This window comes from Tumidithrix elongata BACA0141, from assembly GCF_036349135.1.
Taxonomy (GTDB): domain Bacteria; phylum Cyanobacteriota; class Cyanobacteriia; order Pseudanabaenales; family Pseudanabaenaceae; genus Tumidithrix; species Tumidithrix elongata.
Genome location: NZ_JAZBJZ010000131.1, coordinates 1,416 through 14,719 on the forward strand (window position 1 = coordinate 1,416; position 13,304 = coordinate 14,719).

The following is a 13,304-nucleotide window of genomic DNA, read 5'->3' on the forward strand; positions in this document are numbered from 1 at the left end:
CCTCCTTACCCTCATCTTCTTCCGAATGGGTGTCAGATTTACCTCCATCGTCTTCCTCTTTGGTGTCCTCCTTACCCTCATCTTCTTCCGAATGGGTGTCAGATTTACCTCCATCGTCTTCTTCTTTGGTATCCTCCTTACCCTCATCTTCTTCTGAATGGGTGTCAGATTTACCTCCGTCTTCTTCTTCGACCGATTTGTCATTTTCAACAGTTTTATGTTCAGCATTGTCCGAGTCACCAGCCAACTCGTTAACCATGCTCAAGAAAGATGCAAATTTAGCAGCACCATCAGTTTTGTCTTCAGCATTGTCTGAGTCACCTACCAACTCGTTAACCATGCTCAAGAAAGATGCGTGGTCGTTGGTGGCAGCACCAGCGGCTTTATCTTCAGCATTATCCGAGTCACCTGCCAGCTCGTTAACCATGCTCAAGAAAGAATCAAATTTAGCAGCACCATCAGTTTTATGTTCAGCATTGTCTGAGTCACCTGCCAACTCGTTAACCATGCTCAAGAAAGATGCGTGGTCGTTGGTAGCAGCACCAGCGGCTTTATCTTCAGCATTATCTGATTCACCTGCTAACTCATTAACCATGCTCAAGAAAGATGCGTGATCGTTGGTAGCAGCATTGTTAACATTCTTTGGTTTCTTCTGAATGGTATTCCCATTTTGTTGGACGACGTGAGTAAGCTCGTGAGCGATCAGTTCCTGCCCATCTTGACTGCTTGGATCGTATGCCCCTTGCTGAAAGAAAACATCTTGCCCTGTTGTAAAAGCTTTCGCCTGAATAGCTCGACTCAACAGATCCGATCGCGCATCCGAATGAATTCTTACTACGCTAAAATCCATTCCCATCGCGTGCCCCATCTTTAGCTGTAGGTGCTTATCTAAAGGCTGACCGCCGCCTTTCGTCTGTTTAATCGTGCTTTCTAATTCTTCAGATGACTCCCCACCACTAATTGCCTCGCGCCGCTGAAGCATTGGCTTCATTTGTAATTCCTCTTCTTCCTTCAGCGACTCAACTCGCTGAACTGATTCAAGAGGCTTGGTTTGGACTGCCTCTTCCTGACGTTGAACGCCTTCAGTCGCGTTAATTTTTTGTGCGACTCCATCTGCGACGCGATCTGCTTCCTGCTCGTATTTGTCGCCAACCGCCCCGTTTGCTAGCTTTGCTTGTATCGTTTTTGCTTGATTTTCCTTATACCGCTGCACCATTTCCTGGTGTTTTTGCTGCATCACTCTCTCTGTCGAGCCTCGGTTATTATCAGATGGGAAGTAGTCACCTTTAATGTATAGATCCTTTTGGTGATTCAATTTATCTAATTGTTGCCTTTCGTCTGCTGCGTCTGTTGAGTCTTGAGGTTTTGGTGAATCTGCGTTCTGGGTTTGTGGTGGTGCAAAAGGACGCGTTTGAAGATTTATAGAATGTGGTACAAGGGAGGTCTTGGGTGCAGGCTTATTCTCGTATTCTCTCATAGTTCAAAAAACAAGACTCTTCTATCAATACAAAAGAAACGAAAAAGAAATTTTAAGGCATTTAAAATCGCGAAAAATATCAGAGTTTTTAATCAAGCTCCTAAACTGATTTAAGACATTAAATTAATGCTCAAATTATACTAGGGTTTCACGATTATGAATAATTTCCCTTTCGATCTGAACGAACTGCCCAAGCCTGCCTATCTTGTGGGTGGATGGGTGCGCGATCGCTTGTTGGGTCGTCAGTCTAAATATTTAGACATCGATTTTGTCTTGCCCGAACGAGCAGTTGCGATTGCCTCTGCGATCGCCAAGCGATACAAGGCAGGGTTTGTGGTATTGGATGCCGAGCGCCAAATTGCACGGGTGGTGTTTAAGAATGCTACCGCCGATTTCGCGCAGCAAATGGGAAGTTCGATTCGAGAGGATCTAGAACGCAGAGATTTTTGTATGAATGCGATCGCGGTTTCGGTTGGCGAAGATTTTCAATCTGAATTCGCGGCAACAGGAATCTTGTCACCATCTTTGCTTCTCGACCCTTTGGATGGAGCGAGCGATCTAGCCCAAAAACAGGTGAGAATGGTTGCACCCGAAAATCTATTGGATGACCCTCTCCGCATCTTGCGTGCCTATCGGCAAGCAGCACAGTTAGGCTTTGAAATTGAGGCATTAACCCAAAAAACCTTGACGAAGTTCTCTCATGCTCCCTTTCATGGTATATCGCAGATCGCAGCGGAGAGAGTTCGCACGGAGTTGAGCTATCTTCTATCGCTTGACGAGGGGAAGAGATGGTTGGTGACTGCGATTGACGATGGCATTCTTGAGGCTTGGCTTCCAGCGAATTGTTTGGAATTCAATCGGTTTGCCAGAATTGACGAAGCGATCGCCTTGCTAATCGAGACCTTCCCTAGCTTAGAAGCCTATTTTGCGAATGTATTAGCTAGCGATCGCACAGCAAAAATTATCACAAAACTGGCAGCATTGACGAATTCAGCTACAGGAATGGAACCTCTAGGCTTTAGTCGAAACGAGCAACGTTGGCTTGTGGGAATTTTGCGCTATCTTCCCAAGTTTTTAGAATTACTTCCCAGTGCAACGCCAAAACAGCAGTATCAATTATTTCAAGCTACCTTAGAGATTTTCCCTGCTCTCTGTGCTGTGGCGATCGCCCATGGGACTTCCGATGAATCTGATTTTGAGGCAATATTAGCTTGGTTGCGTCAGTGGTGCGATCCACAGGACGCGATCGCGCACCCTGCCATTCTCGTTACAGGTTCGGATCTCATGACTGAGTTGGCTTTATCTCCAAGTCCCAAAATCGGAGAGTTGCTAGAAACTGTGAGACTGGCACAGGCGGAAGGCTTGGTGAAGGATCGTTCAGAAGCGATCGCCTATGCTAAAAAAATTCTCTTGGGGGACATGAACCCTTCCTAGAAACCCTCATTGAAGTATAAATAAATGTTAAAAAACTATAAAAGCTAGCTCGATCTTTGCTTTCTCTCTTTCTTAGCGCAATTACGAACTATCTCTTTAGAAAGTTACTTAAGCGACAAAAAATCCGTTAGGATCAAAAGCTGTATCGCAAATTTATTCAACACAAATTTTTAAAGCAAGTGTTTGATACTCTTCGAGCTGACTTCAAGATCATTTTTGAGCGCGATCCCGCCGCTCGTAATTGGTTAGAGGTTTTATTTTGCTATCCCGGTCTTCATGCCCTCTGGTTTTATCGCTTTGCCCATTGGCTGCAAAGCTTTGGGATCCCAGTGATCCCACGCACGATCTCTCAACTGGCTCGATTCTTTACAGGGGTTGAGATTCACCCTGGAGCAGTCATTGGTAAAGGTGCTTTTATCGATCATGGTATGGGCGTTGTGGTTGGCGAAACCGCGATCGTCGGTGAATATGTCTTGCTATATCAAGGCGTAACCCTTGGTGGCACTGGCAAAGAGACAGGCAAACGCCACCCAACATTGGGCGATAACGTCGTCATCGGCGCTGGCGCGAAGGTGCTTGGCAATATTCAGATTGGCAGCAACGTCAGAATTGGGGCTGGCTCTGTGGTATTAAAGTGCGTGCCCCCCGACTGCACTGTTGTGGGTGTGCCAGGTCGGATCGTTCACAGGCACGGTCAAGTTGTGCCCCCGCTCAATCATGATTGCATACCCGACCCAGAGGGAGATGTAATTCGATCGCTGATCGGTCGTGTCGAACAGCTAGAGCGACAATTACAGCAGCAAAGCCTCAGCCCAGTCCGCAACTGTCTAATTGATTCTAAGTTGCTTGAAGATGTGCGTCCGCGCCATCTTTCGCAAGCGGAATATGCAACGGAGCTAACTAAATTGCTGAGAACCGATCTTAGCTACGGTGAGTTTAATGAGGGCGCAGGAATTTAGATATCAGGAATTTGGATATCAGGAGATTTGGATAGTAGCTTTCCTCTTTTGTTTCCCCTAGTCCCTTGTATCTTAAAAAGAGCAAAGGTTAGGTATCCCCCACCATCTGGCTCTGTTTTGAATGGGATAGATTTTCTTGGTTTTACCTAAAATCTAGGTTTAAATAGAGATCATCTTCAAACCAAACCAAAATGATTGCTTCTTTTGCGAGAAATTCCCTAAAGCTATTTGCCCTTGCTGTTTGTAGCTCGATCGCAGTATTTGTTTTGACAGCATGTGAAGATAAACCTCCCCAAAATGGGCAAACCCCAAACAACCAATCTGGGCAGAATGCAGGCAACAATTCCGCAAGTCGCCTTGATGTAGTGCTGGCAAGAGGAAAGCTGATCTGTGGCGTTAGTGGCGAGTTGCCTGGCTTTAGTTTTGTCGATCAAACTGGCAAGTACTCAGGGCTTGATGTCGATATTTGCAAAGCGATCGCAGCGGCACTGTTTGATAACCCTGACGCCGTACAGTATCGCAACTTAAATGCCAAAGAGCGATTTACTGCCTTGCAAACAGGCGAAATTGACGTGCTCAGTCGCAACACAACTTGGACGCTGAGTCGAGATACCTCAGGCAAGATGGAGTTTGCACCTGTGGTGTTTTATGACGGTCAAGGCGTTATGGTTCGCAAAGATAGCAACATCAAATCTTTGGACGATCTAAAAGATGCCTCGATCTGCGCTCAAAGTGGTACAACCACAGAGCTAAACTTTGCCGATCAAATGCGAAAGCGCAATATTTCCTATAAGCCGATTACCTTTGAGGAGGTAAATGCCACCTTTGCTGCCTATCAATCGGGTCGCTGTGCAGCAGTTACCGCCGATCGCTCGGCATTGATTAGCCGTCGTACCCGTTTGCCCAATCCTGACGAGCATGTGGTGCTAGATGCCAGTATTTCTAAGGAACCCCTCGCTCCTGCTGTGCTTAATGGGGATTCCAAATGGTTTGACACCGTGAAATGGATTGTCTATGCCACGATGGAAGCTGAGGAACTGGGAATCACCTCCAAAAATCTGGCAGAACAGGCAAAAAGTAGTAATGCTCCCGTCAAACGCTTTCTCGGTATCGAAGGAAGCTTGGGCAAGGATATGGGCTTGAGTAACGATTTTGCTGCAAGGGTAATCAAGCATGTAGGCAACTATGGTGAAATCTACGATCGCAACATGGGCAAAGATTCTAAATTTAATCTGCCACGCGGACTCAACAAACTCTGGAGTGATGGCGGTCTGATCTATTCGCCTCCCTTTCGTTGATAACTTTGGTCTTAACGTTCGACCTCTCTCGCTGCCCTCGTTTCAGACAACGCTGGCTGAGTCTTTAGCGGTGAGCGCAGCCCAAATGCGGAATCGAAGCCAACGTTAATCCTCGTGGCAACGCAGAATCTTGGGGAAGTTGAGTTCACCAGATTCAAATTTTCTTAACAAATCACCGATGCCTTCGGCTCCCGCTTGTTGTAAGGTAGCTAAAAGCATTGCACTTTCTGTCAAAATTTGCTGTACTTCAACCGTGCCGTAGGTTGGTAGATAGTAACGCAGGCGACCGATCCCTTCCCCCAATAAGATCGTCGCACCGCGCCAATTGTGGTTCTCAAAATGATATAAACCCACAGCAACTTGTAGCAAACCTTGATAAAACGCTTTGTCAGGATGTAAAGCATCCATCCAGATCGCTTCTAAAGTATCATGACAAGCATAAAAATCTCGCTGGTTAAACTGTTCTACGGCTTGTTCAAAAGCGATCGCGATGTCTTCGGTCATTTGCTTGTTTCTAGATCGGTATTCTGGCTTAGCTTAATTTAATCTCAGCATTGAAGCTCAGAATTTAAACTTAGAATTTAACTTAGACCAGCAGCCATTGAAGCTCAGGAATATATCGCAAACTCATGACAATCAGAACTAGTACAGATTTATTGAGGCAGATTCAAGACTACTTGCGATCGCAGGCTGATAAAGGCGATCGACAAGCGCAGCAACTGCTGATTCAGGTGCTGACCTTTTTGCTTGACGATAATTCTAGTCACACGCAAGCTGAGGCTAGTCCTAGAGCAGAATCTGAGACAAAAGTCAGCCTTGATTTTGACAGAAAGCTATTTGATACGTGGCAAGAGCTAGCCAACGAGCAAGTTGGTGATAATTTTTGGAGCTATCCAATTGCCTTTGAAGATCTGGCAGAAGCTATGGGCATTACCGTTGAGCGATTTGTGCAACTAGTTGCACCCCTGCAAATTGGTAATCTCCAACTGATTCAAGGGCGCAGCCATAACTATACCGTTGGCGAGCAAATGGCAGCATCCCTAACCTTTCACCCCAAGCAACCCAAAGAAGCTAAGAGCGATCGCGGTGCTGCCGAGGCAAAAACAACTGCGAAAAGTCAGACTAAGGAAAAAGTATCGTTTCGCGTTGGCGATCGCGTCCAAGTCAATGCCAATCGTCCCCAATATGCCAATCAAGTCGGCACAGTCGATCAGGTGATCAGCGTCAGTTGTCGCGTCAAGCTAGACAATGGTTGGTCGGCGTTTTTACCCAATCACTGCCTCGATAAATTGCCTAATTAATCGCGAATTTGAGGATTTAAGTGGGTGGGGATCGCAGTTATAGTGATCGCTATAAACATTTATTTGGGGCTAACTGCGAATTAATGATAATTAATTATCTAAGATGTAGATAGACATTTGAACCTAGACCTGAATTAAGCCACCTATGTTATCAGCCTACCGCGACCATGTTGCTGAACGCGCTCAACTGGGCATTCCTCCACTGCCACTAACTGCCCCCCAAACATCTGAATTATGCGAATTATTACAAAATCCCCCTGCTGATGAAGCAGAATTTTTACTGGCATTGCTACGCGATCGGATTCCACCTGGGGTAGACAAAGCTGCCTATGTTAAAGCTGGCTGGTTAACCGCCGCAGCCAAAGGTGAAGTGCAGTCCCCATTAGTATCACCTGAGCTAGCCGTTGATCTACTCGGTACGATGGTGGGTGGCTACAATGTCCAAACTTTGGTCGATCTACTCTCCCATGAAAATTTAGGTGGTGCTGCCGCCAAAGCCTTGAGCAAAACCACCTTAGTGTTTGATGCCTTTCATCAGGTGCTAGAGCTATCGGAGACCAATACCCATGCCAAGCAAGTCATTCATGCTTGGGCAAATGCAGAATGGTTTACCAGTCGCCCGACTCTACCTGAGACGATTACAGTCACCGTATTTAAAGTTGCGGGTGAAACCAATACCGACGATCTCTCACCTGCGGCTCAGGCATTTTCTCGCCCCGATATTCCGCTGCATGCGCTGAGTATGCTCGACTCTCGGATGCCTGAGGGGTTAGCCACAATCGCCGAACTCAAACAAAAAGGCTTTCCGATCGCCTATGTTGGGGATGTGGTCGGCACTGGCTCTTCGCGCAAATCTGCGATTAACTCGGTATTGTGGTACATCGGTCATGACATTCCCTTTATTCCCAACAAGCGGGCGGGCGGAGTAATTTTAGGCAGTGCGATCGCACCCATCTTCTTTAATACAGCCGAAGATGCGGGAGCTTTGCCGATCGTCTGTGATGTTACCAAGCTCGAAACGGGTATGGTAATTACGATTCACACTCAAGAGGGCAAAGTCACCAACCATGCAACGGGTGAAACCCTCGCCACATTTACGCTTGCGCCCGAAATCATTGCTGATGAAGTCCAAGCAGGCGGACGGATTCCATTAATCATTGGGCGCAGCTTGACCGATAAAACCCGTCATGCGATCGGCTTGGCAACAAGTGAAATCTTCCAACGTCCTTCAGCCCCGTCGGATACAGGCAAAGGCTTCACCCTAGCGCAAAAGATGGTGGGCAAAGCTTGCGGTCTTGCAGGTGTTCGCCCCGGCACATCCTGCGAACCGCTGATGACCACCGTCGGTTCCCAAGATACAACTGGGCCTATGACCCGCGATGAACTGCAAGAACTTGCCTGTTTGGGCTTTAGTGCCGATCTCGTGATGCAGAGTTTCTGCCATACCGCAGCCTATCCCAAGCCTACGGATATCAAGACCCACAAAGAGTTACCTGACTTTTTCTCTACCCGTGGTGGTGTCGCACTTCGTCCAGGTGATGGCATTATCCATTCTTGGCTCAATCGCATGTTGCTCCCCGATACGGTCGGGACTGGAGGCGATTCGCATACTAGATTCCCTCTAGGGATTTCCTTTCCTGGTGGCTCTGGCTTGGTGGCGTTTGCGGCGGCTTTGGGCGTCATGCCTCTGGATATGCCCGAATCTGTCTTGGTTCGCTTTAAGGGAGAACTACAACCCGGTGTCACGCTCAGGGATGTCGTGAATGCGATTCCCTATGTGGCAATTCAAAAGGGATTGCTCACGGTTGAGAAGAAGAATAAAAAGAACGTCTTTTCAGGCCGCATCATGGAAATTGAGGGATTGCCCGACCTCAAAGTGGAACAGGCTTTTGAACTCACAGATGCTTCGGCCGAACGCTCCTGTGCGGGTTGCACGATCAAACTCAGTGTTGAGACAGTATCGGAATATCTGCGTTCCAATGTAGCCCTGCTCAAAAACATGGCGGCACGCGGCTATCAAGATGCCAAGACAATTATGCGCCGCGTTGCCAAAATGGAAGCTTGGTTAGCGAATCCCGTACTCATGGAAGCAGATGCCGATGCCGAGTACGCTGAGATTATTGAGATCGATCTCAATGAGATAAAAGAGCCTATCGTTGCCGCTCCTAACGATCCAGACAACATTAAGTTACTGTCGGAAGTCGCAGGCGATCGCATTGATGAAGTCTTCATCGGTTCATGCATGACCAATATCGGCCACTACCGCGCTTCCGCGAAGGTGCTTGAGAAGGAACCCCCTGTAAAAGTGCGCCTGTGGATTTGTCCGCCCACCCGCATGGACGAGCAAAAGCTTAAAGAAGAAGGAGTTTACAGCACCTTTGGTTTAGCAGGAGCAAGAACTGAAGTTCCCGGATGTAGCCTGTGTATGGGCAATCAAGCCCGTGTCGGTGACGGTACGACTGTATTTTCCACCTCAACCCGCAATTTCAACAATCGTATGGGCAAGGATGCCAGAGTCTATCTCGGCTCAGCTGAACTCTCAGCAGTCTGCGCCCTACTCGGTCGCGTTCCCACTGTACAGGAATATATGGACATTGTGGCGAAAAAGGTCGATCCCTTTGCTAATGACCTGTATCGCTACCTCAACTTCGACCAAATTGCAGGGTTTGAGGATGAGGGGCGAGTAATTCCACTCGATCAAATGCCTCGCATTGAGGATATTTTAGGTATGAGTGTACGTTAATCGTTAGGCTCTATTATAGATAGAGTTTTAGAGGAATTGAAGTTGTCGTGATCGCTTCAATTCCTCCAATTTATTTTGCAGGTTGGGAAACGCTTTCACCAAGGGTATTGAAGGCTGACACAGTATAGATGGCATTCGGCGTAGCTTCTCGATCTCGGAACTCCATTACAACTTGAAGAGGTTCTGGCTTATCGTCATTATCGTGTTCCTGTCCTTGAAGCGTCCTAATCAGTGAGTTATCACGATAAATCCGAAATTTTGGTAATCCGTTTTCAAGATCGGGTGCGAAATCCCAAGTTAGGACAGTCTCATTTGGCGTGACTTGGGTGGCAATCACATCAGTGGGTGCAACAGGGATTCTAGTTGGAGTAATCTTATCTGGATAGCAACTTTCGGTTAAGTGTGGAGCACCTAAAAGACTAACCAGTTGTTTTCTCGAACATATCCTATACCTCATTTGATTCCAAAATCCTGTAGGTGTTATGTATTCCTGCCATTTGCGAGCAGTTTCTTCATTGGGTAGCCATGCTGCTTCTAGAGGATCTCCCACGTACTGTCCCATTGGTGCAATTGCATGCGTAGTGGGGTTCCCCAGCCAGCCTTGGTTTACTTCAAGTTCGCGGAGCTTTGTGCTAGTTTTCGTTAGTCGTAAACTCAAGATCGCATCTAGGTAGGGAATCGCCAAATGCCTCGTATCCCCAGTTTCGTGTCCAGCATCTGCTTCAGAGGTAATTACCCAGAGTGCTCCTGCTTTTCTGTAACGAGAGAAAACTTTTTTGGGCAAATCTAGACATTCTTCTGCATAGCCATCTTTTGCACCTACTGCCAATAGAATTGGTAGTCTAAGCATTTTTGATTCGATCTCATCGGCAAGAAGCGAACTGACACCACAGCGCATCGCAACCACGGCGATAGTACGCTCGGAATACTTCTTTGACATCTCTATTGACCAGTCAGCACCACCAGAGTGTCCCCATAATACCCAAGGAATCATTTCTAATTCTGGATGATTGCTCTTTTGGGCAAGGTGGCGAAGGGCTTTAAAGAAAGCATTTCCTGAACCGCTATCTATAATATCCCAACTATCACATGGATCGCCTTTGTACCGCCCAACAGTCTGATAATCTGTGGGGAACTTAGTCCCAAGAAGCGCAAATTGGTGTTTCAAAGCTAGCGATTGCCACTGTAAATCGTTCGCATATTCAAGACCCGAGTCACTACCACAACGATGTTGCTTTACAATCAATCCACGAATGCTTGTAACTTCTTTGGGAATCCAAAGTCGATAATCAGCGGAAATGAATTTATCAGTTTCAGTTGGTGGAACAGATACTTCATAATAAATCCCTCTCTGAAGACTATCCCTTTTTTTTAAAGGAATTATTGATGCTTGTGGCAATGGCTGAGGGATGGAAAGCAACCACCTTTTCCATCCTAAATGCAGAAGGAGTGCACTTAAAAGTACAAGTGAGAATATGCATAGGAATTTCCATTTCAGGATTATCCTAGGTGATAATCTGATTCCAGATTGCCAGTGAGAGAATAATGCTGAAACTTTCTTCCACATAATCTTCTACATGAATGTAAACAGTAATAGAGTCTATTTTAGCGATCGCATAGGTCTTCGCATACTTTGGTAAGTCGTTGTGCTAAGAGAGCGTAATCAAAATTTTCTTTGGCAACTTGAAAAGCAGCTTCTGCAACCTTAATGCGCTCGGGTTCTGCTACCAGCATTCTGATATGCTCTGCTAGTCGAGTTGGATGCAGAGCATCTCGTACGCCCTCATAAGGAAGTAAGCAGCCAATGCCAGGCAGTACCCGCATGGCCTCTCCTACGTTGGTGGCAATCACGTATTTCCCGTAGGCAAGATAAAGGGGGAGTTTACCTGTTGTCCGCACCATACCAACTAAGTCATTAGATTGGGTAGAAACGCAAACATCCATAGCTGTGAGATAGCGAAGCATTTTTTCATAGGGAAGTTGACCCGTGAAGATCGCGCGATCGCTAATTCCTAGCTCCTTTGCTCTAGCTTCCAAAATCTGGCGACCGTCCCCATCCCCGATGAGTAGAGCTTTTACAGGTAGGTCTTTAAGCATGGACAGGGCTTCAATTACATCCCATCCATAGCACATGCAGTGTCTCTCTGACCAGATCATAGTTCCAACCATACCCACAACGAAACTATCCGCTAACCCAAGCTCTGTTTTCAAAGATAAATAATCGCCTGGACTTACGGCCAGGGTATCAACCCCATCGGGAATAAATACAACATTTTGTACGCCTTGGCTTTCGAGTAAAGTTTTGTGATAACTGCCGCGCACGATCAAGCGATCGGAGTTTTTTATTGCCATTTGCTCGATCCAGTTAATCAGTCCCAATTGCCTTTTGGAATAGTTTCCCGTGGATTTGGCTAACTCATAGGCAACATCGCCGGTATCGACAATCAACTTGCACCCAAGTATTTGCTTTGCAATACGACCCGCTAACACACCAGTATAAGCTGTATCCATTACATAGATTATATCTGGACGAAAACCTAGCGCAGACTGGATAAATGGAAGTATGCCTTTCCATTTTTTTGCAGGTCTATAATTAAAACGAATATCCCATCCCTTTGGAAGTCTCTGTGAAAACATCTTGGCTCGAACCCCACCAGCACTTACCTCAGAGGCATTGACGAAAAACATTAACTTTAAGGTGGGCATATTTCTATAGCTTGTGAAAATAGCTATCTACTTACTATCGAACCGTAATATAATAGAAGATATCATTGACGGCGTGTAAATTTAAGATGTAGCCAAAGTTTTTTTGCTTTTTCAGTGCATGCAGTCATTAACTGTTCAAATTGTAGAAAAGAACGCAAATACTCTATTCCTAAAACTGAACATATTGACATCCCCGTCAAGAAAGCAAAGATAAAAGGTGACCATTTGGGGAAATAGATAATATCTTGAAAGTAGTAGTAACAAAAGAAAGTGTGGATAAGCCATAGCTGAAAAGAGTATTTACCTAAATAAGAAAATACTGTTGATAAGTTCAAGATTGATACTGCTCTGACAGTAAAATATATAAAAAAAGGTACGATTAAAAAATCAGAAAAAGTCCCACCAAATCTAAGCCTAAAAATAAAGCAAAATATAAGACCAGGAAAGATCAATATCCATCCATGCTTATCAAAATCTTGGATTAAATGGCTCGAAAAGAATTTTAACTGAGCACATACTATTCCTAATGCAAATGATATTTGCCAAAAAGTGAAGCCAAATATATCATCATAACGATTTATATTAAGTTTAAGGCAAAGCAGAAATAGGGATAAACTTAATAAGCACAGTAAGATAATGTTTCTTTGGGCAAGTTTAGCGTATATAGGAAAGACAACAATAGTCGTTGTTACAAAGATATGGACGAACCACCATTCACTATTGTATGTTGAACTTAAACCTAGGAAATTTGCTAAAAAAACAAGTGGTTCTGAAGAGTACCGAATCTCGCTTGATTGCCAAAAAGTTACGTGTTTAAAGAAAATAATTCCAATCGGAATGAAAATTAGAAAGTAGAACCAGTAAGTTACATAAAAATCTTTTAATTTATTTATTGAATAGCTTAAAACATTTCTCTGTGAGCGAATATAGCCTAGAAACATTCCATAACCAGACAGAAAAAGAAACATGGAAATGCAGATTTTCCCAAAACTTCCGATATAACTTTCCGTATCAAAAAATGGAATTATTGGGATGTAGCTATTTCCATGAAGGAGCCGATCTTTGAATGTATATAAATGATTGGCAAACATCAAGCAGATTGCTATACCTTTAGCAATATTGGTGCTCTTTCTTGTGAATTCCATATGATTTGCCTTGATAATAAAAGGATTGAAATCGAATGGCTATACTAAAAATTAAGGATTGAAATCTATGTTTGCCAAACTCCGAATAAAGTTGCATTAAGTAGGTAGGCGTGAAAAAGATAAAGTATGTAAAGGAATATAAAGCAGCTAGGTTTTATTAAACCGAAATCGCTCAACTACATAACTTCCGCCAATTCAAGGATGAAATGCAACGCCTAGAGATCTTTGCGTAAAGGGACTC

The 13,304-nt window shown here is 45.1% G+C and carries 10 protein-coding genes; 5 read left to right on the forward strand and 5 right to left on the reverse strand.

The genetic code is table 11. The features are described from left to right. A partial coding sequence (locus V2H45_RS22040; protein WP_330485841.1) for an eCIS core domain-containing protein occupies nucleotides 1–1,477 on the reverse strand: 1,477 nt, incomplete at its 3' end. Nucleotides 1,478–1,633: 156 nt separating this feature from the next. On the opposite strand from V2H45_RS22040, the gene V2H45_RS22045 reads away from it, so the two are divergent. From V2H45_RS22045 to V2H45_RS22055, 3 genes are all read left to right on the forward strand, one after another. Further along, nucleotides 1,634–2,911, forward strand: a complete 1,278-nt coding sequence (locus V2H45_RS22045; protein WP_330485842.1) for a tRNA nucleotidyltransferase/poly(A) polymerase family protein — start codon at nucleotides 1,634–1,636, stop codon at nucleotides 2,909–2,911. A 179-nt stretch (nucleotides 2,912–3,090) separates the two neighbouring features. Further along, complete coding sequence (gene cysE / locus V2H45_RS22050; RefSeq protein ID WP_330485843.1) at nucleotides 3,091–3,870, forward strand: serine O-acetyltransferase; 780 nt, start codon at nucleotides 3,091–3,093, stop codon at nucleotides 3,868–3,870. Nucleotides 3,871–4,061: 191 nt separating this feature from the next. Then, entirely contained in the window at nucleotides 4,062–5,168 is a 1,107-nt protein-coding gene (locus tag V2H45_RS22055; RefSeq protein ID WP_330485844.1) for an amino acid ABC transporter substrate-binding protein, read from the forward strand. A gap of 105 nt (nucleotides 5,169–5,273) precedes the next feature. On the opposite strand, the gene V2H45_RS22060 is transcribed toward V2H45_RS22055, so the two are convergent. Continuing rightward, nucleotides 5,274–5,672, reverse strand: a complete 399-nt coding sequence (locus tag V2H45_RS22060) for a DUF309 domain-containing protein (RefSeq protein ID WP_330485845.1) — start codon at nucleotides 5,670–5,672, stop codon at nucleotides 5,274–5,276. 125 nt (nucleotides 5,673–5,797) lie between these two features. Here V2H45_RS22060 and V2H45_RS22065 point away from each other — a divergent pair, with 125 nt between their 5' ends. Continuing rightward, on the forward strand, nucleotides 5,798–6,469 hold the full coding sequence (locus V2H45_RS22065; RefSeq protein WP_330485846.1) for a hypothetical protein: 672 nt from the start codon (nucleotides 5,798–5,800) through the stop codon (nucleotides 6,467–6,469). A 145-nt stretch (nucleotides 6,470–6,614) separates the two neighbouring features. Beyond that, on the forward strand, nucleotides 6,615–9,212 hold the full coding sequence (gene acnB / locus V2H45_RS22070) for a bifunctional aconitate hydratase 2/2-methylisocitrate dehydratase (RefSeq protein ID WP_330485847.1): 2,598 nt from the start codon (nucleotides 6,615–6,617) through the stop codon (nucleotides 9,210–9,212). 70 nt (nucleotides 9,213–9,282) lie between these two features. On the opposite strand, the gene V2H45_RS22075 is transcribed toward acnB, so the two are convergent. The 3 genes from V2H45_RS22075 to V2H45_RS22085 all read right to left on the reverse strand — a co-directional run bounded on the left by V2H45_RS22075 (nucleotide 9,283) and on the right by V2H45_RS22085 (nucleotide 13,063). After that, on the reverse strand, nucleotides 9,283–10,458 hold the full coding sequence (locus V2H45_RS22075) for a hypothetical protein (protein WP_330485848.1): 1,176 nt from the start codon (nucleotides 10,456–10,458) through the stop codon (nucleotides 9,283–9,285). A 359-nt stretch (nucleotides 10,459–10,817) separates the two neighbouring features. Then, entirely contained in the window at nucleotides 10,818–11,918 is a 1,101-nt protein-coding gene (locus V2H45_RS22080; RefSeq protein WP_330485849.1) for a glycosyltransferase, read from the reverse strand. Between the two features lie 62 nt (nucleotides 11,919–11,980). Continuing rightward, nucleotides 11,981–13,063: an acyltransferase family protein gene (locus V2H45_RS22085; protein WP_330485850.1), complete on the reverse strand. Its 1,083-nt coding sequence runs from the start codon at nucleotides 13,061–13,063 to the stop codon at nucleotides 11,981–11,983. Nucleotides 13,064–13,304 lie beyond the last annotated feature (241 nt).

Excerpts from the sequence above, each read along its gene's own strand:
- V2H45_RS22045 (WP_330485842.1), top strand. The coding sequence starts at position 1,634 with ATGAATAATTTCCCTTTCGATCTGAACGAACTGCCCAAGCCTGCCTAT.
- V2H45_RS22055 (WP_330485844.1), top strand. The coding sequence starts at position 4,062 with ATGATTGCTTCTTTTGCGAGAAATTCCCTAAAGCTATTTGCCCTTGCT.
- V2H45_RS22060 (WP_330485845.1), bottom strand. The coding sequence starts at position 5,672 with ATGACCGAAGACATCGCGATCGCTTTTGAACAAGCCGTAGAACAGTTT.
- V2H45_RS22065 (WP_330485846.1), top strand. The coding sequence starts at position 5,798 with ATGACAATCAGAACTAGTACAGATTTATTGAGGCAGATTCAAGACTAC.
- acnB (WP_330485847.1), top strand. The coding sequence starts at position 6,615 with ATGTTATCAGCCTACCGCGACCATGTTGCTGAACGCGCTCAACTGGGC.
- V2H45_RS22080 (WP_330485849.1), bottom strand. The coding sequence starts at position 11,918 with ATGCCCACCTTAAAGTTAATGTTTTTCGTCAATGCCTCTGAGGTAAGT.
- V2H45_RS22085 (WP_330485850.1), bottom strand. The coding sequence starts at position 13,063 with ATGGAATTCACAAGAAAGAGCACCAATATTGCTAAAGGTATAGCAATC.